Raw genomic sequence first — 23,458 nt, 5'->3', positions numbered from 1 at the left:
ATCCTCCGCGATTCAAGCGCCTGCAGACGTCAGAATTCACCGCTCAGGCCCAGTGCAAAGTTGCGAATCTCCCCCATGGTGCGCTCGATCTGCGTGTAGTAGTAGTCCAGGGCATTGTTCACGGCAGCGTGCACTTGCAGATTCCCCAGATGCCAGATGAGACGAAAGTTCCATATCTTCTGGGGCACTCGTTCATCATAGCGGAAGAGCTTGACGGCTTCCATGCGGCTGGCGTAGCGGTATTCGGCCTGCAACTCCCACGCGCCCATGCGAAGCGAAGGCATGAGGTGCGCAATCAGCTTGGGTCGGTAGGCGAGCAGTTCCCCGCTGGTCAAGTCCTTTGGCCCCATCAGGGTCAGCCATGCGTTGAGGCCCACTCGCCGCTGCCACCAGCGGCCTGAGGTGGCCAGCTCCACGCCTTGCACGCGCGCCTGCACCAAGTTGCGAAAACGCACGCTCACCTTGCTCTCCTGGCCCAACTCGATCTGGCTCTGCCGCAAATCAACCTCGATGAGGTCGTGAAAATCGGTGCGAAACGCCGCCACCTCCAAGTAGCAGTCGGGAATAAGGTACTGCCGCCAGCCCAGCTCGTAGGACCAAGAGGTCTCGGCGCGCAGCTCGGGATTTGCCTGCACGATGACGCTGCGGTTCTCAAAATCAAGGTAGCGCTCGGCGATGGTGGCGGCCCGAAAGCCACTCCCAGCAGAGGCGCGCAGCACCGTGTTGGCGTGTGGTCGCCAATTGAAGCCCAGTCGCGGGCTGAGCAGCGCCTGCGCCACCCCACCGATGAGCTGGTAGCGATCGTAGCGAAGGCCCGGCGTAATGCTCAGCCTCCCCTGAAAGAGACGAAATTCGCTCTGCCCGTACAGCCCCACCGTGTAGCCCTGGTGCTCGCCAAAGTACTTGGTGCTGCCCGTGTCCCGGCGCCACTCACAGCCGTAGGTGATCGCTACCTGGCGCGCTGGCAGCAGGTCGCCCTGCACCTCGGCTCCCCAGCCGTGCGCCGGGTTAAAGTCGGTGGTGGTGACGAATTGGCTGCCCATCAGGGTCATCAGGTAGGAGAGGCGGAACTTGAGGGCGGCCTTGGGGGAAAGCACCAGGTTGTAACGGGCGTAGAAGTTGGCCATCTGGATCTTTGCGCGGCTGTTGCGATTAGAAGGCCGCACCTGGAACGGATGGCGCGGATCGTCCCACCCTACGAAGATGCCGGTCAGGTTGTTGTTGTAGCCACCGTACAGGGTCAAGTTCGAGCCGCCGGACAAGGCGTAGGTAAGCTTACCGGTGACATTCCAGCGGCGAAAGTCGCCCACCTCCGTGTAGCCGGTGGAGACGTGGCGGCCGGCGGAAAGGCGCACACCCAGCCGCCCGAACTTGCGGCTGTAGCTGAGGTCCGCGCGGCCAAAAACCAAGGGCGTGTCCGTCCACCGCCACTCCTCGTAGCGGGGCTGGCCGTATTCGCCTGCCACCACTCGCACCCCTACTCGCCCCTCTTCGCTGGGAGCCTTGGTGATGATGTTGATCACTCCGCCCAAGGCAGCGGATCCCCACAGCGCGGAGCCGGCGCCTTTGACCACTTCGATCCGCTCGATGTCCAGCACCGGCAGCAGGTCCCAATTGAACTCGCCGGTATCGCTCGCCATCACCGGCACGCCGTCCACAAGGAGCAGCGTGCGATTGGCTGCCCCCAAGGTGAAGCCAGTGGAGCCCCGGATGTTGACCTGCTCTCGCACAAAACTCACCCCGGGGACCATTTCCAACACCTGGTCCACGCGCAGGGCCTGCCGGGCGCGAATTTCCCGCGCTCCGACCACGGCGATGCTGTTCGCCGTCTGATCCAGGGGACGCTCTCCTTTGTCGGCGGTGACGACCACAGGATTCAAGTCGACCACAGTCTGCTCCAACGCGGCCGTCACGGAGGTCGTCACCCCTGGCAGGACTACCACGCCGGTCAGGCGAACAAGGCGGTACCCGATCATGGAGACGCGCACGGTGTAAATACCTGGGGGCACCTTGGCGATGACAAAGCTACCCTGCGCATCGGTACTGGCACCGAGGAAGGTTCCTTCCACCTGCACGTTCACCCCGGGAAGAGGCTTCTTGGCAAGGGCGTCGGTCACGCTCCCGGCGATCCGCCCGACTTCCCCTGCCCTCGCGGGGGCAGAAAGGCCCACGAGCAGCGCCAGAGCTCCAACCATCCGCCACCGGCCAACGGCAACCCGGCCTCCTCTGGCCAAGTGACGAAGGCAGCGCAGGTCATGCCTCAGGCGGATCGTCATGGTGGGGACCTCTCAGGGAAAAGTCACGCCGGAAAAATCCACCTGGATGTCCACGTCCCTCGCCTGCCCTCCGCTGGAGACGATTACCGTCCCCGGCCGCGCAGGTTCAGCCGGATCGGCGTAGAAACCCAAGGTCACCAGGTCGGCAAGGCTGCTCATCTTCTTCGGCACCCAGAACAGGACCACATAGTTGTACCCGCCCGCGCTCACGCGAAGACGATAGGAGGAAGAGTCCACGAACACCGGCTGAGAGTAGTCGACGTTCTCAAACAAGAAGTGCTGGAACTCTGAGGTGGGCTTCACGCGGTAGACGGCGAGCAGCACCATGGAGGTCTGCGCGGGCCACTCACCGGCGTACCGTATCCGCCCGGAAATAGCGGCGTCCTTGGTCACCACTTCCCAGTTGGCGTAAATGTCGATCCCCTCCGCCACTGGGTTCTCCTTGGAGACTTGCACCGTAGCAGGGAGGAACGAGTGCAAGCTACCCGTGTAGATTCCCATCAGCCCGGTCAGGTTCCAGCCAGATCCCTTCTCCTTCCAGACCACGCCTGCGAGCTCGTATGACGTGGGCGACACCTGAATTGCGTAGGGAACGCTGTCGCCTATGCTATAGTTCAGCGCCCCTGACTGACCCGCGTAGAGCAAGTTCTGCGGGTCCTTGGGGGGAAACTCCTTGAGGGCGAACACTTCGACGCGATCGGTGTTTGCCGGTGGCTGCCCGGCAAAGAAGATGACGTTGCCACGGATCTCATAGTCCACCGGGTATAGGCCGTGGTCCACCTGACAGCCGACAAAGGCTGCCACCGCCCCAAGGAGGATCCCTTTGCCGATTCCTCGCCGCATCGCGGCCTCACCGCACCAGAAGCAACTTCGTCACACCTCCCGCCCCATCCGCAGCTAAGCGCGCAAAGTACAGTCCTGATGGCACCTGCCTGCCTGCGCCATCGCGTCCGTACCAGGGACGATGGTGCAGGCCAGGCGGCAACTCTTCATCAACGATGCGCGCCATGCACCTGCCCGCGACGTCATAAACCTCAAGCACCACCCGGCTGCGCCGCGCGAGTCTGAAGGACAATACGGTAGTCGCGTGCACTGGGTTGGGATAGGCAGCAAGGGCAAGCTCCGCCGGGCCCTCGTTGGAACTGGCGGCCACGGCACTGGGGGAAGCCCAACGTCGCTGCAAGGAGACCGTCACCCGCAAAGGATGCGCCGCCTGCTCACACAAACGAGCCGCCTGCTCGGGCGAAAAACCCGGCGGCAAGAAATAGTTGCGGTAGACCACGCTGAAGGTCGCGCCTGGGGCAAAGTAGTTCTGGATGTTGCCCGAAAGGAGAAAGCCGTTGTCCCCATAGGAGAGCATGTCCCCCGTGTCTTTGGACAGGGCGCTCCCGTCCGCGGTCTTGCCGTCGGTGGCATCGTAGTAGTACAACCCAATTCGGTCTCCCAACTGTGGCACATGGAAAAGATTGACCATCGTGCCGGCGGCACCCGTAACCAACGTCCAGTTCAACTGACCAGGGCTGCAGGCAGGGTCGACCTGGTCCTTGATACCGTCCACGGGTACGCCGGCCGTGTTGCGCGCGCTGTAGAAGCGCATGCCCGCGGCACTTGGACTCATGTCCCAAGAGGCGCGCAGCACGGACACCGTCACGCCCAAGTCCTTAGCCTGCTCCAGGGGCAAGGCGGCCAACTCGAAAGAACCAGAATAGGGGTAGAAGAAGACGGTTTGGGTAAACGGCTGGTCGACATCAACCAAGGCAATCTTTCCTTGGAAACGACCATTGAGATTGCGGATGATGCGGACCGGCCCCACGCGGGCGTACCATTGTTCTGCCCTGATCAGCTCCTCGTCCATGTAGATTGGGAAAATGAGAAAGGACCCGATTGCCCGCACCTTGAAGCGGTCGAAAAGGTCGACGCCCGAGCCGCCTACCTCGCGGGAAATGACCACGTCCGCGAGCTGGCCTGTGGCGTTGAAGCCAACCTGATAGTTGGTGTTGGAGACCCTGTCCTGCAAGCTGTCATAGGCCAGGCCGTAAGGGTTCGGCACGCCCGTCTGCGGCCCTTGCCAGTAGAGATAAGCATACCCCATTGTGCCGTCCAACGAATCGAAGAAGGCCAGCTCAAAGCGCAAGGAGTCGCCTGTGGCGGGCCATTGCGTGCTATCGGCTCTGTCGCCGAGGTCTCTGGCCATGAGCACGAGCTCATCGTCCAGGTCCAGGATGCCGAGGAGCGAATCTTCGGCCACAAAGTAGCGGTCCCACGGCCGCACCCGCGGATTCACCTCGTCGATCTGAAAAGGGATCGCCTGCCACTGGTCCTCTTCGGCCCGATATGCCCAAAGGCGCACATCAGCGACGGGCAGCATCGCTGCCGCAAGCAACGAATCTCCGGCCACCACCGTCGGCTCGTAGGGCCGGTCAATCCGCGCCCAAAGGTGCGTGGCCGCACAGAGGGAAGAGAACAGGACAACAAGCCCCATCTGTCGCCACCCTGTCAGCAGTCTGTTTTCAGTCCGGGGATGCGCTCGTTCCAATCGCCAGTCTCCTTCGTGTGACTCCGATCCCTTTCCCCTGACGCCACTGGCAAGGTACGAAAGCTGCCGCTCCCCCGGTGTGACGGCTCGCACAGAAGATTTTGCCTCCATCAGGTACCCGGTGCCGCTTACGCGAAAGCTCCATCTGGCTCGGAGCCCCAAGGCCAGTGTCTTCGTCCATCTCGCGAAGTTTCCCACTTGCCCAGCAACGCCTCAGCGACCCTTCTCCGGCAGGTGGCGACGGAAGCGATCGCGATAGAGCCCGATCTCTTCTATCGGCGGATTGACAAATCCTCTTTGCAAGGCTACGGAACCCTTGCGCAACCGGAAATCGCCGCGTTCTTTGGCCACGAAACCTGGGTCTCCTTCCAAGATCGCGTTGCCTGCGAGCTCCTCGCGGAACTGCGGGTCGTCGTTCTTGTACACGGTGCCTGTGGGAGCATCCTTCACCTCCGGCCCGCGCCAGTAGCAGAGCACGGGGTCAGCGATGACGTTGTCGCGCATTTCCAGTAGGCCCGGGTCCACCCCGTCTTCGATATCCAGCCAGGTGCCTCCGGCGGAGACGTTGCGCAGCACCTTGTTGCCGCGCGGCACTGCCGGATTGTCCGCATAGTAGCCCAGGAGCTCCGGATAGCGCGTGCTGAAGGGTGGTTGGTCGTAGTTGACGTCGCGCATGCGGTCGGTCAGCCACGTGTACCCGCCGTCGAAGTAGTTGCGGGCCCAGGTGAGGCCCCGTGCATCGATGTGCACCGAGGCCTGGCAGTCAACGAACACGTTGTTCTCCACCAGGTTGTCCCTCCCTCCGCCGAGAAAGACCGCCCTGCCGGCGCGATAGAACACATTGCCCACCACGGCCGTGCCGCTCATGAAATCGTCCAGGTAGACTCCCATCACCCCAAACAGACCGGGGCCGTGCAGATCGTGAATGAAGTTGTAGCGGACCACCGTACCGCGCCAGGTGTAGTCGCGTCCGCCATATATTGCTCCAGCGTCGCCCGTCTCCTTGACCACGTCATAGATCTCATTGTATTCGATGACGTGCTCGTTGCCGTTGAAGTAGATCGCTTCGTGCGGGGCATCATGAACAAGATTGTGCGCTACATGATTGCCCACGCCCTCCACCCGTATGGCATCACGGTAGGTGAGGTTAATGCGGCTAATCCGGTAGATGTGGTTGTTGAGGGCAAAATGAGACGCAGGGAGCAGCGAAAGTCTGTCTCCACCGATCAGCCGGATCCCTCCATCTCCCGTGTCGTGGATATCGCAGCTTTGCACACCGTTGCGCACCCCTCCGCTCACGGTCACGCCACTGTTGCCAATGTTGCGAACGACACACCCGGCCAGCACGTTGTCATGCCCGCCAGTGATGCGCACTGCGTTGCCCCGCGTGAACTCGAAGACCAGCCCCTCGAGGGAGACAAAGGCCGTGGTCGAAAGTCTGACCATGTCCTCAGCCAGCTCTGAGACCCACAGGTCGCCAGGCCGGACTTCTTCTGGCGGCCAGAAGTAAAGCATCCCTTTGTCTGGTTCCACGTAGTACTCCCCCGGTGCGTCCAATTCTTCGAGCACGTTCAGGAAGTAGAAGGGCTGCTCCTTGGTGTAGCCATAATGGTGGTGCGGCTCAGCGGGATAGATCTCGTGGCGGGCCGTGTCGATGCGGCCCACCGGCAGATAGGCGTCCGCCCAATCCCAGGACCAGAACCCATGCATCCACACCTCCTGCGGCTGCCAGTGGGCGGGCCGGTCCCCTGGGTAGACGAAGCGGCCATAGTGGCGGCCGCGCGGCAGGCCATCCTTGGGCGTGTGTGCTACACCCTCATACAGCAAGCGCGGCCCGTGCTGCGGCACCTCCACAATGCGCAGCCACCCCTCGTTTGGGTAGCGGGCCACGGTCATTCGCTGCCCGCGAAAGAACAGTTCTAGCGGCGCGGGAACTTCCGGAAGTCCCATCCCTGAGCGCTGGCGCCGCCCCACCTCGCTGATCGCCAAGGCGTGCAGGTCCACCGCTAGGACGTGTGACCTTGCTTCAGGGTTGAGCCTGGCAAGAACGCGCCCATCATCCACCTTCCGCCAGCCGCTGAGTGGCCTGCCGCCCACCAGTCGCGCCGTCTCGCCTGGGTAGCTGGCCCAGACTACTCGTCCGGCGACGCTTCCAGAGTCTTCGGCCGTGAGCTCGAAAGTGCTGGCCAGGGCATAGTCCCCGCCGCGCAGAAAGACCCTCACCCCATGCGCAGGGAACTGCCCCGCACGGCGCAGCGCCCGGATCTCCTCCCGTGCCCGCGCCAGCGTGGCAAAGGGCCCGTCACTCGGGGCCGCATTGGCACTGGGCCGCCGGCCCGACCAGGCATCGTTGCCCTGTGGCGAGATGTAGAGCGCAAGCGGACGACGGGTGCGCTCCTGGCAGCCCAGGGTCATGAGCACAGAAAAGAACAAGACAACGCACAACGACAATTTTCGCATGATTCCTCCAAGGCTTCACGCCGTGCCAGCAGCAAGTCCGAGCCCGCGCAGCTCAGGGCTGGACAAATGGTACGCATTTGAGGGGGAAAATGCAACTGTTTTCTTTGCGGATCTGGCCGGAGGACACTTCACTTCAAAATCAAGCGGGAAAGGAGGCGGTCCAGCAGACCTACGGTGAGCAGCACCGCGGCCACTATGGCCAGCAACACAAACTGCTGCGGACAGAAGGGGCTGGCGAGCGAAAGATGCCTGAAAGAACCGAAAAGGTGCTGCGCAGCCGACCAGGCGGCAGCAAAGGCTGCCCACATGAAAAGATGGAGTTTGTAGTAGCAGGCCGCCAGACAGCCAATCCCGGCATAAGCCAACAGGCCCAGCAGCGCAGCCACCCTTGCGGCCCATGTGCTCCTTGGCGTGGCTTGCGCCGCCACCCGTCGCGCAAAGTCCTCCGGCAGGCAGACCGCCGGCGGCACGGCCAAGTCGCCCCACAGACGCAGATAAGCCTGCGCCTGGGCTGAGCAGCGCCGACAGCAAGCGAGGTGACGAGCCACGTCTCCCTCTTCTGGCGCTCCCTCCTCGAGCCATTGTTGCAGTTGCCGGTCAGTGAGGTGCTCGCTCATAGCTCCTCCCGTTCATAGCGGGCCAACAGTCGGTCCTTAAGCCGCTTCCTGGCGCGAAAGAGGTAGCTCTTTATTGTGCCTTGCGGCAGACCCATCACCCTGCCAATCTCCGCATAGCTCATGTGCTCCACGTGGTAGAGGGTCAGCACTGTCCTGTAGGGGGTTGCCAGTGCCATAATCTCTTGCTCCAGGCGTTCGCGCAGGTCTTGCCGGGTGGCGGCTTCCTCTGGCGAAGGATGAGGAGCGGGGAGCTCGTCGAGCGAAGGTCCATCTGCTGCGCTCCGCTCGTAGAGCTGCGGCCTCTTCTTCTGCAGCCAGTTCAAACAGCTGTTGTAGGCAATCCGCGCAATCCAGGTGGAGAGTTTGCAGTCGCCGCGGAACTCCGGGAGGTGGCGATACACGCGCAGAAAGACCTCCTGGCAAAGGTCCTGGCGGTCTTCGGGCTCCTTGACCATGCGGAAGACAATGTGCCCCACCAGCCCTTCGTACTCCTCCACCAGCAGGCGAAAGGCAGAGCGGTCACCTGCCAGAACCCTTGCCACAAGCTCTGACGCGCCTAAGGCCTGTTCTCGGCTCCTCATCGCATCTAATTCGACCGGCAACTTGATGGGATGTTGCACCTCATGGCGCAATGGTGCAACATTTCCCCTGCATGTCGGTCAAATGAGGCGCGCAAAGAATAACCCAGAAAGACAAGGAGGAACGAAGAATGGAATACCTCATGCCCATGGTGGTGGTCGTTGCCTTCTTCGCCAGCGTCGTCTGGATCGTGAAAGTGGTGGCAGACAACAAGACGCGCCGCATGGCCATCGACAAGGGCCTGACCGGCCAGGACCTCGCGCAACTCCTTCGCGGCGAGGTGGCAGCGGCCTCGGCGCTCAAATGGGCCTTGGTGCTCATCGCCATCGGCCTGGGCCTGATCATCGGCTTCTTCCTGGTGCCGGACGACATGCAACCCGAGGCGACGCTCACCTCCTGCGTCGTGCTGGCGGGCGGGGCGCTGGTCGTCTCCTACCTGCTCGCCAAAAAAGGCCGCGTTTGAAGCCGGATGTCCGCCCAGGGAGGCCAGCCGCCGCGCTGACGGCCGGCCTCCGCCGCGGAGGTGCGTCGACTCAGGCGCCTATCCCCATCACCACCAGGTAGAGGCCAATAATGGCCCCTACCAGCAGCCAGCAGATGACAAACCCCCAGATGTCCTGCTTGGTCGGTTTCCAGAACTCCCAGTTCGTGCCCGGAAAGAGCTTGTTGCGCTCCACGATTTCCGGATTCTCGATGGCTGCGCGTACCCGCCGCGTGTCCTCCTCGATGTCGGCAACGGCCGGCGTGTGCACGCAGGCGTAGAACTCGCGCAGCACCTTCTCCGAATTCGGCTTGGCGACCAGGCTCACCAGGAACAAGACCACGAACGGAAAGATGATGTCGAAAACGAACGACAGCGTGGCAAGCTGCGGTTTGGACAGCGCCCGCAAGTCGAATCCCAGCAGCGAGATCAGATACAGTTGGACGCGAAAGATGCCCTGTCCCACCAGCGGCGAGTTGGGGTCGTCTGGGTTCTTGCGCACCACCGTCTCGTAGAACACGCCCACCGGCGGATTGACCTTCTGCTTGTCGATGAGCTGCCCCACCTGTTCGGCCCTGCCTGCTGCCACATCTTCGGCCACCGCCTTCACCCGGATGGTCTCCACGCGCTCATGGGTCTGCACCGTCAGACGTGGGTTCTCGCGGTTGTTGTTGATGGCCGGCACCACGTTCGGCACCACTACCGTGAGCATGATGGACAGCAGCATCTGCACCACCACCGCCTTGGTGGTGAGCCGCCGCCAGAAGTACACCAACCACAACGCCGGCCCGATGATGGTGCCCACCGAGAGCACGTATTTGAAAACTACAAAGATGTCGTCCACCATGCGGGCAAAGTAGATAGTCGAGCCCAGCACCACGAAGATGACGATGCGCCCGACAATCACCTGCAGCTTCTCGCTGGCGCGCGGCGCTAAGGGCAGGAAAATGTTCTTCGTGAACGCAGCCGACCATTCCAGGCTGCTGGCGCTGATGGAGGACATGTTCGCGGCCATGATGGAGGCAATCATCAGGCCGACAAAGCCGACTCCCAAGAGGTCGCGGGTCATGTGTCCCCAAATATTCGTCGGATCAGAAAGCTGGCCGCGATACAACCCGACAGCAATGAGGCCAGTCAGCGCCCAGCCGATCATCGCGAAGCGCTTGATGAAGGCGCCGGTGACCATCCCCATGCGGGCAGAAAAGTCGTCTTTGGGCGAACCACCATAGGTGAAATTGCGCGGCGGCAGGATGATGAGGTTGATGGTCACCATGGCCAGCACAAAGTACCAGGTGTACTCGCTGGTGGCCGCGCTGCCAAAGATCTCGAACATATAGTCCGGGACCCGCGCGTGCAGGCCCTGGAAGCCGCCAAGGGCGTGCAACCCCACCGGCAGCAACAAGAACGAGAGAATGAGAATCAACATGCTCTGAATCACATCGTTGAGCACCGCCGCAAACAGACCCCCCAACACCGTGTAGCTGCCCACAATCAACGCGTAGACCACGTAGAACACGTCCATGTTGAGATAGGAGATGTAGGCGTGAAGCTCGTTGCGCTTCAGCTTCTCCTGCAGAACCGTCAGGCGCTCTTTCTCTTCTGCGGTGAGGTCGCCGTAGCTCTGCTTCTGCAGCATGGTCTGCAGCTCGTTGAACTCGGCGACGCTGCGCCGCTCCTCCACGGTGTATTCGCTCTCGGGCTTGACCATCATCGCCTGCAGGGTCTTGCCGGTGAGCAAATATCCGATGGAACCGCCGTAAATGGCGCTGAGCAGAATATAGAGCGCAAACAGCGCCGCCAAGAACTTGCTCTCGAACCGGTGCAGGTAGATGTCGCCCGGCCCGACATAGCGCGCACGGCGTTGGAGAATCGAGACGAACCAATAAAATGGGGTGAACAGCAGAGGGAGGTTCTGAAACCACATGCCGGAGAGCCCCTGGCGGTAGATCTCCCGCGCCACGCCAGCCGCCTGGTCAGCACTGGTAATGGTGCCAAAGTGCATCGCCGTAGTAAGGAATTTGCCAAAGCTGCGGCCTCCCTGGTAGAAATCGCGGGTGTTTTTGACTCTCCGCCGCGTCCAGGTGCCGATGAGGACCATGGTGGAAAAGTAGACGATGATGATCGCCCAATCGAGAAGATGCAATCCAAGGAAATTCACGCTGCCTCCTCTTCCTGACCCTGTCGATTTGCGTTACTGTGCCTGTCTATCTCCAATCCGAACACGGTATGGCGAAGCTCACGAGCGTTTGAGGATCTCACAAGGTTTTCGATGTCCATATCTCAGCAAGAGTTCGGCGATCGCGCTCGACCTGAGCAACATCTCGCAGCGCTTCTGGGTAGTCAGCCAGCACCCAAAGGCCAGCTCAAACTCTGTCTCGGCATTGGGCTCATGAGCGCTCACCCTGAGAACCGGACGCGCCGCGCGCTCCCGCTAAGGATTGCTTTTGGCCTCCAGAACGAGCCCTAGCCAGCATGGTCTCGTCCGGCAGCCCATTCACCCAACCGCTATCAGGCCCCTCCTTTTACTTCTTCGGATAGGCCGGCTTTTCCGGGAAGACAAACGGCTCGGTCTTGATTTTCTCTAACAGGAAAGCGATGGCCGTTTCCAGTTGCTTGTCGTGGCCAGCCATTTCCGAAGCCGGGTCGTTCTCCACGAGGATGTCGGGGTCAGCGCCGTGGTTTTCGACCCACCACGTGCCCTCGCGGCCATAGAAGGCATTGTTGGACTGGTGCACCAGCCCGTTGTCAATGGTGGTCTGGCCGTTGACGATGCCCACCAACCCACCCCAGGAAGGCGTGCCGATCACCGTGCCCAACTTCCTGGCCTTGAAATGCTCCACAAAAGCCTCGCCATCCGAGCCGTTGTACTCATTAGTCAACACGACCAGGTGGGCGTTGGACGCGCTGCCCGGGTAGCGGAACGGCACCATCTCCTTGAGGCAGTTGTAGGCCACCATCTTGCGCTCTAACTTGTCGATGAGAAAGTACTCCGTCCAGCCGCCGCCGTTGCCGCGCACATCGATGATCAGCCCCTTCTTGTAGCGGAAGGCCCTCCAAAACTTGTCGAACTGCGCCGTGTTGCCGGAGCCCATGGCGGTGATGTGCATGTAGCCGAGCTCGCCATTGCTCGCCGCCAGCACCTTCTTGATGTTATCGGCAAGCCAGCGATTGTAGCGCAGGCTGTTTTCCGAGCGCACGGGCTCCACCTCATAGGTGGCGGCCCCCACTGCAGAAGGACGCCGGTTTACGGTCACCTTCACCTTCTGCCCGGCCGTCATTTGCAGGTACTGGTAGGGATTCTCCGGAACGCGCACTTCCCTGCCGTTGATGGCGATGAGATAGTCCCCCTCCTTCAGGTCAATGTCGGGCCGCACAAGCGGTCCTTTCAAGTCTCGGTCATAGTCCGTGGGGCCAAAGATACGCGCGAAACGATAGTAGCCGCTCGTCGACGGCTCCAACTCCGCGCCCAACAGGCCGGGGAACGTCGGGTCCTCGGGAGGCAGCAGCGGGCCCCTATCGCCGCCGGAGATGTAGGTGTGCGACACGCAGAGCTCGCCCACCATCTGGGAGAGCAGCCAGTTCAGGTCCTCGCGCGAGCGGAGCTGCGGCACATACGACCGATAGAACTCGCCCATTTTTTGCCAGTCGCGGCCGTGCATGCCTGGGTCGTAGAAGAAATCGCGATACCACCGCCAGGTGTCCGAGAAGATCTGCTCCCACTCCTTGCGCGGCTGCACGCGATAGCTCATCTGCTCCAAGTTCAGTTTCTGGCCAAGGTCCTTTGCCGAGTAGGCCTTGCCCGGGGTGGTGACAAAGTACTCGTTGCCCTTGCGCACCAGCATGTGCTCCCCTTGCACGGACAGACGCCAGTCGCTGATCTTCTTGTCGATGACCACCTCCTTGCCGGCGGCCACGTCAAAGATGTGCAGCAGCCAGCGCGCATCCCCCTTGGGCGTAAGGATTTGGTCGTACTCATCCTCCCCAAACCCTTGGCTGGCTACCCAGGTGAGGTAGCCCTTCCCTGCCTTCAGGTAGAAGTAGTTGCCCGCTTCTACCGGCACGGAAAAGATGCGTTCGCCGATGCCCTCTATGTCAATGCGGAACGGCGCGGGGCTCTTCTGCTCCGCCTCGCTGCCTTTTTCGAAGGGCGGCTTCTGCCCGGCCTTGAGCTGCACCAACATCACCTTGACCGGATTGGGGATCACATGGTTGTCCTCGAAAACATCCATGCGCGCGTCAAAGTTGCGGTAGGAAAGAAAGTACAGATACTCCCCCTCAGGGTCAAAGGAGGGGTTCAGGCAATCGTAGAACTCGTCGGTCACCGGGTAGCTGCTCTTCTGTTCGAGGCTGTAGAGGAAGATCTTGCTATTGCGGTTGTACTGCACGAATGAGTACGCAATCCACTTGCTGTCCGGCGACCAGCAGTAGTCGCTAATTTCCCAATAGAACTCGTCGTTCTTGAGCTGGTTGGAGCAGGCGACCTTGGTGAGCTGCCCTGTCTTTACGTCCACGTAGTAGATGCAAAAGTCCTTGGTGCCGAACAGGATCTTGCTGCCGTCCGGCGACCACTCCAGGTGGTAGACCGTGGTGCGCAGGCCATCGGTCAGTTGGCGCCAAGGGCCCTCGTTTTGCATGTCCAGGAGGTAGAGCTCATACTCGCCGCTGCGGTCGGAGAAGAAGGCCAGCCACTTTCCGTCCGGGGACAACTGCGGGTAGCGCTCGCGCGTGCTCGGGCTGTTGGTGAGGTTGCGCGCCTGCTGTCCTTCCTCGGCCGGCACTGTGAACACGTCGCCTCGCGCCTCGAACACTGCCGTCTTGCCGTCGGCACTAATGGACATGCTGTGGATATAGTCCTTGGGGTTGATGGTTCGCTCCGCAAGCTGCCAGCCGTCGGTGGGGATTTGCACCTCCACGCGCCGACTCTGCCCTGACGCCAGATCCAGCACGTGCAGGTAGCCGGCGTGCAGGTAGACGATGGAGCGCCCGTCGGTGGATGGCATCTGCACGTCCACGTCGGTATAGTTGGTCACCTGAGTGATCTGGCCTGAGGCAAAGTCATAGCGATAGATATTGGCAATGCCATTTTCGCCCTGGTCGGAGACGTAGTACATCGCCTCCCCAATCCACATGGGGTAGGCATTCTTGCCCACGTAGTTGGTGAGCTTGCGGAACTCCTTGCTGCGAAAGTCATAGAGCCAGATGTCCGGGTACTGGCCACCCTTGTACCTTTTCCAGTAGTACTCTTCCCGGCCGCGCGGGTTGTAGACCATCTTGCTGCCATCGGCCGAGAACGAGCAGAGGATGCCCCTGGGCACCGGGAGTCTTTCCGGATAGGTTCCGTCGATAGAGACGGCAAAGAGCTTGACGATGGGGCGGAAGGTGTTCTCAAAGCTGGCGCGGTAGACAATCTTCTTGCTGTCGGGCGTCCAGGTGACCACCTGTGCCTGGCCGCGGTAGGTGAGGCGCTTGGGCGTGCCGCCGTCGATGGGCATGAGGTAGACGTTCGGCCCGCGCTGGTAGTTGGCCGAAAAGGCGATCCACTGCCCATCCGGGGAGAATTTGGCGGAGAACTCGTTGCCCGGGTGGCTGGTGAGGCGCATGGCCAGGCCGCCGCTTGCCGGCACGGTCCACAAGTCCCCCTCGAAGGTGAAGACGATCCTGTCGCCGCGGATGTCGGGGTACTGCATGAAGCGCCCTTCGATGGCGGCGTGGGACATAGTTGCCGTGATGAGCAAAACGATCCAAGAGACGAGCACTCTCTTCATGGCGACCCTCCATTGCTTGACGCATTACTCCGGCAACTTCGCATAACTCACCCTCTGGTGGCAACGGGACGTGACGGCACGTCAGTGTGCCGCGCCCGTTCGCCCTCTGCCATACAGCACACGGCCCGCATCGCGGATGCGAATCTCCCCATCCTGCGCGGCAATCTTGCCATTGACCACCACGTAGCGGATCCCCCTCGGGTACTGGTGAGGGTTGGCAAACGTCGCGCAGTCCTCTACCTGGGCGGGGTCAAACACCACCAGGTCGGCGCAGTAGCCCTTTTTGATCGCCCCGCGGTCTGCAAAGCCCATGGCCCGGGCAGGCTGGCTGGTCATCTTGGCCACCGCCTCCGGCAAGCAAAGCACGCCCTGTTCGCGCACGTAGCGCCCCAGGACGCGCGGGAAAGTGCCATAAGCCCGCGGATGCGGTGAACCGGTGCTCGGCACGGCAATGCCGCCGTCTGAGGCAATCATGGTGTAGGGCAGTTTCATGAGCGCGACCACGTCCTCCTCAGCCATCTGGAAGAAGATGGCGCTGGGCTGGTCGTCACGCTCAAGCTCGATGATCAAGTCGGCAGCGTTGGCTACCGTCGGCTGCTTTCCCCGCAGGGCGAGTATCTCCGCCAGATTCTTTCCCTCGTACTCCGGGTGGTTCTTGTCCCGGGCGATGTAGATGGCCGCCACCTTGTCGATGCCCCGCTGCGAGGTCAGGCGCCTGGCAATGAGCGCCTTCTTGATGCGCGCGTAGGTGGCGGCGTCCTTGAGCCGCTCCACAAACGCCTCGTGACCACCTTCCACCGCCCAGGCAGGAAAGCTGCTGGCAAAACCCGAGCTGGTCGCCGTGTAGGGGTACTGGTCCAGCCACACCGCAACTCCGGCGGCGCGCGCCGCTTCCACCGGCTGGGTGATAAGCTCGTAGCTACCCCACACCGCTTCGTCTGCGAGCTTGATGTGCGAGATCTGCACCGCCACGCCCGCCTCCTTGCCGACGCGCAACGCCTCCTCTATGGCCTGCCTGATCGCCTGTCCCTGGTCGCGGAGGTGTGTGGCGTAGATGCCGCCATTGGGCTGCACCGCCCTCGCGAGCTCGATAATCTCCTCGGTGCTCGAAAAACGACCGGGCACATAGGCGAGCCCGGTGCTTAAGCCGATCGCTCCAGCGCGCATCTCCTGGTCCACCAGCTCCTTCATCTTGGCCAATGCTTCAGGCGTGACCACTTTGTCGCTATCGCCCAACACTATGTGGCGGATCGTGTTGTGTCCCACCAGCGAAGCAAAGTTAATCGCAATTCCCTCCTCTTCCAGCGTGTGAAAGAGCTCTGCCAAAGGGTACTCGGAGTCGCCGCAGTTGCCTCCCACCACGGTGGTGACTCCCTGCAGGAGGTAGTTGAGCACGTCCGGGTGCTCGGCAATGTCCCGGTCCGTGTGCGTGTGCACGTCGATGAACCCCGGCGCCACATAGAGGCCGGCGGCATCCATGGTGTGCTCGGCCTGTGCGTTTCGGATGGTGCCGATTTCCGCAATCCGCCCGCCAATGACGCCGATGTCAGCCTGGAATGCTGGGCCGCCGCTCCCGTCCAGAATCATCCCGGACTTGATAAGCAGGCTGTACCGCCGGCTGAGCAAGTTGCAGCTCAGCGAGGTCAGTGCCACCGCTGCGACCAACAACGCAAGGAGCTTCTTCCTGAGCATGAGCGTGATTCTCCGCATAGCCTGTTCTTCAACACTCGATGAACATCGCCTCCGGAAAGCCGAGCCAATGGTTGAGCGAGGCAAGTTGCCGCCGCAGGTGCCGGTAGCGCGGGCAAAACCTTGCCACCAGCGCCCAGAAGCGGGGCGAGTGATTCGCTTCGCGCAGGTGGGCCAGCTCGTGGACCAGCAAGTAGTCCGCCACCTCCGGCGCGAGGAGCATGATGCGCCAGTTGATGTTGAGGTTGCCCTTTCGCGAGCAGCTTCCCCACAGAGAATGCTGGTTCTTGACGGCGAACCGCCGCGGCGCCACCTCCATGCGGCCCGCCCAGTAGGCAATGCGCCCCCGCAGATGTCGCCGCGCCATCGCCTTGTACCAGCCTACCACGCAGCCGCAGAGGATGGGCGTACTCAGCTCGCTGGCGGAGACTACCAGCCGGCCATCGGCACAGCGCCAGCGGGGCCAGAGGAGCGTCGGCTCACGCTCCAAGTGCAAGCGATACACTTGACCCCAGAGGGGCAAGGCCGCGCCTTGCTCCAACCTGAAGGGGGGAAAAGCAAGCTGGCGTTCCCGCAGCAGGGAGAGACGACGCAAGATCCACCCTTCGTGCGCGCGCACCAGCTTCCTGGTCTCCTCGCGCGACAGGCGCCCGGGCACACTGATCACCACCACGCCGTCCCGACGCACAGTTAGGCGAAAGTGGCCGGACCGGCGGTGCCGCCGCACCCGACAGCGCACCGCACAACCAGAAAGGTGCAAGATGTGCAGGTCGTCCTCCATGAGCTCCAGAATCTATGCTGCAAACTCCTCGTGGCAAACTGGCTATAGTCTACGGAATTGCCGGGAAAAACGCAATAGAAAAATTCCTTGCCCACCCCCTTCTTTGCGGGTCGAGCACGCTGCCCTGACCACCCGCTCCTGCGCCGAAGCTGCTCACCGACCCGACGCCTTCCTGCGCCACAAACAGCTTGACTTGTTCCTGACGATTTGCTATAATTGAACAGGCACAAGGATGCCGAGCGTACCTGGCAGGCACGCCGGGCGCATGCAGCTAATTGAGCCAGAGACTTGGAAGTGTACTACGAAGTTCCAGACCGGGAGGGCCTCACATGAAAGGCGACGAAAAAATCATTGCCACGCTCAACGCGCGGCTGGCTGAGGAGCTCACTGCCATCAGCCAGTACATGGTTCACTCGGAGATGAACGACGATTGGGGCTACCAGAAGCTCCATGAAGCCATCGAGAAGCGGGCCATCGAGGAGATGCGCCATGCGGAGAAGCTGATCGGCCGCATCCTTTTCTTGGAAGGCACCCCCATCGTCAGCAAGCTGCACCCCATGCACATCGGCGCAGAGGTGGAAAAGCAGCACCAGAACGACTGGCAGGCGGAGAAGGCGGCCATCGACGGCTACCGCGAGAGCATCAAGTTGGCAGGCGAGGTGGGCGACTTTGGGACACGCGAGCTCTTGGAGTCCATTCTCAAGGACGAGGAGACCCACATCGACTGGATCGAGAGCCAGCTCGAGCAGATCAAGCAAGTGGGCATCCAGAACTACCTGGCCGACAAGATCGGATGAGCCGCAACGCCGTCCATCCAACCAAATGGTGAACTGTACTGGGGGTGACATGCCTGTGTGTCACCCCCTGCCTTTTTCTATCGTCAACCGCTCGTTCTCCAACTGAGGGAGAGGACGATGAAGCACCGCAACATTTTGGTTCTTCTCGCAGGGCTGAACATGGTGTTCGCTGCGACGGCAGCGGCTTGCACCACCGCCGTCGTCTCCGGCAAAGCCACCCCAGACGGCAGACCTCTGCTCCTCAAGCACCGCGACAGCGACGCCTTGGAAAGCCGGCTGGTGTACTTTGCCGATGGCCGCTACCCGTACATCGGTCTGGTCAACGCTGCCGACTCCACAGGTGCTGAGGTCTGGGTTGGCTGCAACAGCGCCGGCTTTGCCATCATGAACTCTGCCTCCTACAACCTGAACGTCAACGACACGACCAGGCTGAAGGACCAGGAGGGGGTGCTCATGAAGCGCGCCTTGCAGAGTTGCGCCACCGTCGCCGACTTTGAACAGCTCCTGCGCACGCTGCCCAAGCCGCTGGGAGTGGAGGCGAACTTTGGCGTCATCGACGCGCGGGGTGGCGCCGCGTACTTTGAGACGGGCAACTACTCTTTCACCAAATTCGACGCCAACGATCCAGTCGTGGCGCCCTTCGGCTATCTGATTCGCACGAACTACTCCTATACCGGCGAGCGCAAACAGGACTATGGCTTGATCCGCTTCGCCAGCGCCGAGCAACTTTTCTATACGGCCTCCCTCGCCAACGGCCTCACCGTGGAATTCATGACGCGGGCGGTGAGCCGCTGCCTGCGCCACGGGCTCACCGGCGTGGACCTGACCCAGAATCTTCCGAAGAGCGATGAGCAACCCGCCTTTGTCAGCTTTGCCGATTTTATTCCGCGCTACAGCTCTTCTTCCTGCGTGGTGGTTCAGGGTGTGCGCCAGGGTGAGCCGGCGGCTCTGACTACCATGTGGACGATGCTCGGCTTTCCGCTCTGCACGGTGGCGATCCCCCTGTGGGTAGCTGCAGGGCCGGAGCTTCCCAAGGTGCTGGTGGCCGACGCCAAGGGAAAGGCGCCGCTGTGCACGGCCGCGCTGGCGCTGAAGGGGCGTTGCTTTCCGTTCACCAGGGACGCGGGGCGCAATTATCTGAACTTGGCAGCGCTGTTGAACAAGCAAGGGACAGGCATCCTGCAGCGCTTGCTCCCCCTGGAAGAAAAGCTGCTGGCCGAAGCCCGCCGCCGCCTGCAGCAGTGGCGCGACAAGGGCTTTGATGGCAAAGACGCGCAGGCTTTCTACCGTTGGGTAGAAAGGACCGTTCCAGAAGCGTATCATAAGCAATTTGGCTTGTTGGGGCAAGACTGAGGCGCCACGGGTAGTCTGCCGTATGCCGTGGGGCTCCGTGTCCGGCCGTGGCCTGCTCTCCCGCCTAGGGTGACTCGGGGCGGTGCTCCTGCTTATCTTAAACTACCCGCTGCAACAGGGGTAAGATGGTAAGCGCCACAAGATAAAACCTTGCAGCCGCTACCGGCGTCATCGGCTGCGTGACCGCCACTGCCACCGGCGCGCTCAGCACAAAGAGCAAAGCCGGTCGCATTACCTAGGATCGAAACCGGCGGTCAAGCGCAATGAGGCGAGACCGCGGGCGCGGCTACCTTTGCCCCTGGGACCACTCCCGCCGAGGCACCACCCGCCGCAACAGGACAAACACCGGATAGCCCAGCAGGCACACCCCTGCACCCGCCACCGCTGTCATGGGCTGGGTGATCGCCACCGCCGCCGGCACCACCAGCATGCTCAGTACAAACAGCACAGGCAGCACAGGGTACAATGGCACCCTGTAGCCTGCACCGCCCCCTCGCCGGCGCAGCACAAAGACCGTCGAGGCCACCACCGCGATGGTCAGGCAGTCCAGAAACATGATGTAGCCCACCATCCGCTGGAAGGTCCCCAGAAAAGCGATGGAGAGCAAAATCGTGCACACGAAAAAGGTCAGCGTGAACTCCTGCACCTGCGTCCTGCCGTTCACCCGCATGAACACCGCAGGCAGCACTCCATCCGCGGCCATGGCATAGTAGGCGCGCGGGATCTGCATCAGGGTAACGTTGAGGAAACCGAGCGCCGAAAGGACAATGGCCAGCGAGATGAACAGATGGCCGAGCTCGCCAAAGCAGCGCCGCGCCACCTCGGCGGCGACCAGGTCGGCGCCAGCAATGCCAGCAATCCCCAGCACACGATGATAGGCAGCGTTGAGGAGCAGGTAGCAGGCGATGATGATAGCGATACCAAAGAAGATCCCTCTGGGCATCGTTGCCGCAGAGCCTTTCACGTCGGCGCCAAAGTTGATGGTGCATTGATAGCCGCCGTACGCGTAGAGGACCGAAATGAGCCCCGTGCCCAGGGCGAGCCAAGCAGGCCTTGTGCGCCCAGAGGCGGCCGCCGCCACCCCTTCCTGCTGCCCAGAACGCAGCGCTGCGAGGACGATGGCCGCGATCATGACGATCTTCAGTACCGTCAGCACGTCCTGCACCCAGGCGCCCGTCCTGATGCCCAGGTAGTTGATCACAAACAAGATGACAATGAGCCCTGCCGCGCTGAGCTGTGTGGCCAGGTGCGTACGCGAGTGAGCTGGCAGGAGAATGGGACAGAGGTACTCGGCGCCGATGGTGGCCACGGCTGCGGCGCCCACGCCATTGACAAAGAGCACGTTGATCCAGTTCAACATGAAGGCCAGCCACGAACCGTGGCACTCCGCCACCACCTTGTAGTAGGCTCCAGGCTTGGGAAAGCGGGAGCCGATTTCGGCAAAGGTGAGCGCCCCTATCAGGCTGATGAGCCCACCCAACACCCAGGCGGCAAAGAAGAGGCCGGTGCTCTTGGTAGCGGCGGCCACCATCGCCGGCGTGCGGAAGATGCCAATGCCGATGACCAGGCTGACGACGATCATGGTGGTGTCGAAGGCGTTCAGCTTCGCTTTGATACCCATGATGGCTCCCTGCTGGCCGCACTATCTCGCCAATCCTGCCCAGAACAGTTCATCGCAGCTCTATATTGACTTCCCCTGGGCTCTCCGGCAGCTTGACCCAGGTGATCATCCGCTCTGCCTCGTAGAACCAGCCCCGGTCCACATTCTGCAGGCGGTCCATGCTGTCCACGTGCGGCAAGACCTGTCCCTGCATCGTCACCTGCCGCGGCACTCGTGCGCAGCCGTTCACTCTGAGCAGCACATGGCTCCGCGGCGGCTGGTAGGTGCCCCGCCTGGGGCCCAATGCCACGCGCAGCGCCTGTCTATCCCTGGCGAGAGAAATCAGCCGCAGGGCATACTCGCCCTGTTCATAGGCAAACCCGTCCCCGGCATCCTCGTACAGCGAATCGACAGATGAGCGGTCGCCCGGATAAACGCCCAAGATGAGCGGCGCGGCCGGCCGCTCGCCCACGAAATTCACGGGCTCCTGCATGGGGATCACCGTGCCGGCGCGGACAAAGAGCGGCACGCGCTCCAGTGGCGCATCCACCATGACCCTGACCGGCCCGCGATGGAGCTGGTTGGTGGCCAGGTCGTACCACTGCCCTTCCGGCAGGTAGACCCACCGCATGCGCGCCCCTTCGCTGAGCACGGGAGCGACCAGGAGTGCGTCGCCTACCAAGAACTGGTCGTCGAGCTCCCATGTGGCCGGGTCTTTCTGGAACTCCAGTACCAACGGGCGCATTACCGGAATGCCGGTGAGGGAGGCCTCGCGAAAAACGTCGTACAGATAGGGCAAGAGCTCATAGCGCAGGCGGATGGCGCGCCGGTTCATCTCCTCGAAGCTGTCGCCAAACGCCCAAGGCTCCTGGTCGCGGGTGCCATAGGAGGTATGGTTGCGGCAGAGGGGCGTGAGGATGCCAAGCTGGAGAAAGCGGGTGAAGAGCTCCGGTGTGGGGCTCCCCTCGAAGCCGCCGATGTCAAACCCCACGAACGGCACGCCCGACATGCCGAGGCCCAGGCACATGGTGAGCGCTAACCGCAGGTGTTCCCAGTTGGCCACGTTGTCGCCAGTCCAGACTGCGGCATACCGTTGCACTCCGGCGAAGCCAGCGCGCGTGAGGACGAAGGGACGCTTGTCCGGCCGCAACTTCCGCACACCCTCGTAAGTGCCGCGGGCCATCTCCAGCCCGTAGACATTGTGGACTGCCAAATGGTCGACAAGCTGGCCGGTGTGGGAGTGCTGGACGATGTCCGGGAATGTGCCGCCCCAGACGCCAGGTTCATTCATGTCGTTCCAGAAGCCGGACACACCGTCGGCGATGAGACCCGCATAGAGGCTGCCCCACCACTGTCGAGTCGTGGGCCTGGTAAAGTCCGGAAAGTAGCAGTCCCCTGGCCACACCTGGCTGACGTGCAGCGTGCCATCCGGCAGCCGACAGAAGTGGTCGCCGGCCAACCCCTCGGCGCACACCCAATAGGCGGGGTCGACCTTGATGCCCGGGTCAATGATGACCACCACCTTGAACCCGAGCGCGCCCAAATCCGCCAGCATCTGCTGTGGCCGAGGAAAGCGGTTCGCGTCCCAAGTGAAGCAACGGTAGCCGTCCATGTAGTGGATATCCAGGTAGATTGCATCGCAGGGGATCCCTTTGTTCCGGAAGGTCTGGGCGAGGGTGCGCACCTCCGATTCCGGGTAGTAGCTCCAGCGGCACTGCTGGAAGCCCAGCGCCCACAGCGGAGGAAGTGGCATGCGCCCCACTAACTCGCTGTAGCGGGTGAGTATCTTCTTCAGACTGGGGCCCCAGATGAAGTAGTAATCCAGCTCGCCTCCGTCTGCGCCGAACGAGTAGAAGGCCGAGGTTCCGGCGCCGAACCTGAACGTGCTGCGGTAGCTGTTGTCGAGAAATATGCCGTAGGCGTTCCCGCCGCGCATGGCGATGAAAAACGGATGCGACTGGTAAAGCGGGTCGGTAGCGGAGTCATAGCCAGGGTGGTCGGTGTTCCACATCACCCATGACCTGCCGCGCTTATTGAGGCGTCCAGTCTTCTCCCCCAGACCATAAAAGATCTCCTCGGGATGCAACATCTTGAAGCACTGTACGCGCGGGCCATCCCAGGCCATGCCCATGGCCTCAAGGTCGCGGCACAGCTCCGCCCCCTCGGCCGTGCAGAAAGTCACCCGGCACGGCATCCGCTGGATGCGCACCTGGAGCTCGGTAGTGCGCAGGACGATCTGGGTCTCGTCCTCGGTAACCGCGCATGAGAGGCGCGGCCAGTCACGCCCCAGCAGTGCGTAGGAAAAATCGGGGCCAAATTCCCCAGCAGGCCCCAGCCGCACGCGCACCAAGTCAGAGGCAAGCACGGTGATTTGTACTTGCGGGCCACCGCAGTCAAGGGTGAGGCGATTGTCCTGCCAGGAGCTCCCCTTGACCTCGCCTAAGCTGCGGTAGCCGGCAGTGGCAAGACTGGGGAAGAGTAGCCAAAGTGCCCATGTTCTCAAAGCCCTGCCCATTGACATCTC

15 protein-coding genes are annotated in these 23,458 nt (G+C 62.0%); 3 read left to right on the top strand and 12 right to left on the bottom strand.

Annotated elements, in window-relative coordinates; all coding sequences use genetic code 11:
• Positions 1-29: 29 nt before the first annotated feature.
• The 6 genes from NUW13_11470 to NUW13_11445 all read right to left on the bottom strand — a co-directional run bounded on the left by NUW13_11470 (position 30) and on the right by NUW13_11445 (position 8,470).
• Positions 30-2,276: a TonB-dependent receptor gene (locus tag NUW13_11470; protein ID MCR4439641.1), complete on the bottom strand. Its 2,247-nt coding sequence runs from the start codon at positions 2,274-2,276 to the stop codon at positions 30-32.
• A 12-nt stretch (positions 2,277-2,288) separates the two neighbouring features.
• Positions 2,289-3,119 carry a hypothetical protein gene (locus NUW13_11465; GenBank protein ID MCR4439640.1) on the bottom strand — a complete coding sequence of 277 codons (831 nt, stop codon included), beginning with the start codon at positions 3,117-3,119 and terminating at the stop codon, positions 2,289-2,291.
• A gap of 7 nt (positions 3,120-3,126) precedes the next feature.
• Positions 3,127-4,758, bottom strand: coding sequence for a hypothetical protein (locus NUW13_11460; GenBank protein ID MCR4439639.1), 1,632 nt, complete (start codon positions 4,756-4,758; stop codon positions 3,127-3,129).
• Positions 4,759-5,025: 267 nt separating this feature from the next.
• Positions 5,026-7,272, bottom strand: a complete 2,247-nt coding sequence (locus NUW13_11455; GenBank protein ID MCR4439638.1) for a right-handed parallel beta-helix repeat-containing protein — start codon at positions 7,270-7,272, stop codon at positions 5,026-5,028.
• A 128-nt stretch (positions 7,273-7,400) separates the two neighbouring features.
• A complete protein-coding gene (locus NUW13_11450) occupies positions 7,401-7,889 on the bottom strand; it encodes a hypothetical protein (GenBank protein ID MCR4439637.1) in 489 nt (162 codons plus the stop codon).
• Positions 7,886-8,470 (bottom strand): sigma-70 family RNA polymerase sigma factor, encoded by a 585-nt coding sequence (locus NUW13_11445; protein MCR4439636.1) that lies wholly within the window; start codon positions 8,468-8,470, stop codon positions 7,886-7,888. Before NUW13_11445 ends, NUW13_11450 begins: the two co-directional genes overlap by 4 nt.
• Positions 8,471-8,598: 128 nt before the next feature.
• Here NUW13_11445 and NUW13_11440 point away from each other — a divergent pair, with 128 nt between their 5' ends.
• Complete coding sequence (locus NUW13_11440; protein ID MCR4439635.1) at positions 8,599-8,931, top strand: hypothetical protein; 333 nt, start codon at positions 8,599-8,601, stop codon at positions 8,929-8,931.
• A 70-nt stretch (positions 8,932-9,001) separates the two neighbouring features.
• On the opposite strand, the gene NUW13_11435 is transcribed toward NUW13_11440, so the two are convergent.
• The 4 genes from NUW13_11435 to NUW13_11420 all read right to left on the bottom strand — a co-directional run bounded on the left by NUW13_11435 (position 9,002) and on the right by NUW13_11420 (position 17,184).
• Positions 9,002-11,107, bottom strand: coding sequence for a sodium:solute symporter family protein (locus tag NUW13_11435; GenBank protein ID MCR4439634.1), 2,106 nt, complete (start codon positions 11,105-11,107; stop codon positions 9,002-9,004).
• Between the two features lie 364 nt (positions 11,108-11,471).
• Entirely contained in the window at positions 11,472-14,714 is a 3,243-nt protein-coding gene (locus NUW13_11430; protein ID MCR4439633.1) for a S41 family peptidase, read from the bottom strand.
• Between the two features lie 81 nt (positions 14,715-14,795).
• On the bottom strand, positions 14,796-16,406 hold the full coding sequence (locus NUW13_11425) for a D-aminoacylase (protein MCR4439632.1): 1,611 nt from the start codon (positions 16,404-16,406) through the stop codon (positions 14,796-14,798).
• 28 nt (positions 16,407-16,434) lie between these two features.
• Complete coding sequence (locus NUW13_11420) at positions 16,435-17,184, bottom strand: M48 family metallopeptidase (GenBank protein ID MCR4439631.1); 750 nt, start codon at positions 17,182-17,184, stop codon at positions 16,435-16,437.
• A 329-nt stretch (positions 17,185-17,513) separates the two neighbouring features.
• Between NUW13_11420 and bfr the strand changes: the two genes are divergently transcribed.
• On the top strand, positions 17,514-17,981 hold the full coding sequence (gene bfr, locus NUW13_11415) for a bacterioferritin (protein ID MCR4439630.1): 468 nt from the start codon (positions 17,514-17,516) through the stop codon (positions 17,979-17,981).
• Between the two features lie 117 nt (positions 17,982-18,098).
• A complete protein-coding gene (locus NUW13_11410) occupies positions 18,099-19,334 on the top strand; it encodes a hypothetical protein (protein MCR4439629.1) in 1,236 nt (411 codons plus the stop codon).
• Positions 19,335-19,620: 286 nt separating this feature from the next.
• On the opposite strand, the gene NUW13_11405 is transcribed toward NUW13_11410, so the two are convergent.
• Positions 19,621-20,955: an amino acid permease gene (locus NUW13_11405; protein MCR4439628.1), complete on the bottom strand. Its 1,335-nt coding sequence runs from the start codon at positions 20,953-20,955 to the stop codon at positions 19,621-19,623.
• Positions 20,956-21,004: 49 nt separating this feature from the next.
• Positions 21,005-23,449, bottom strand: a complete 2,445-nt coding sequence (locus NUW13_11400; GenBank protein MCR4439627.1) for a glycoside hydrolase family 31 protein — start codon at positions 23,447-23,449, stop codon at positions 21,005-21,007.
• Positions 23,450-23,458 lie beyond the last annotated feature (9 nt).

This window comes from candidate division KSB1 bacterium (assembly GCA_024655945.1).
Classification (GTDB): domain Bacteria; phylum Zhuqueibacterota; class Zhuqueibacteria; order JANLFK01; family Oleimicrobiaceae; genus Oleimicrobium.
This window is presented reverse-complemented; position numbering and strand designations above follow the sequence as displayed.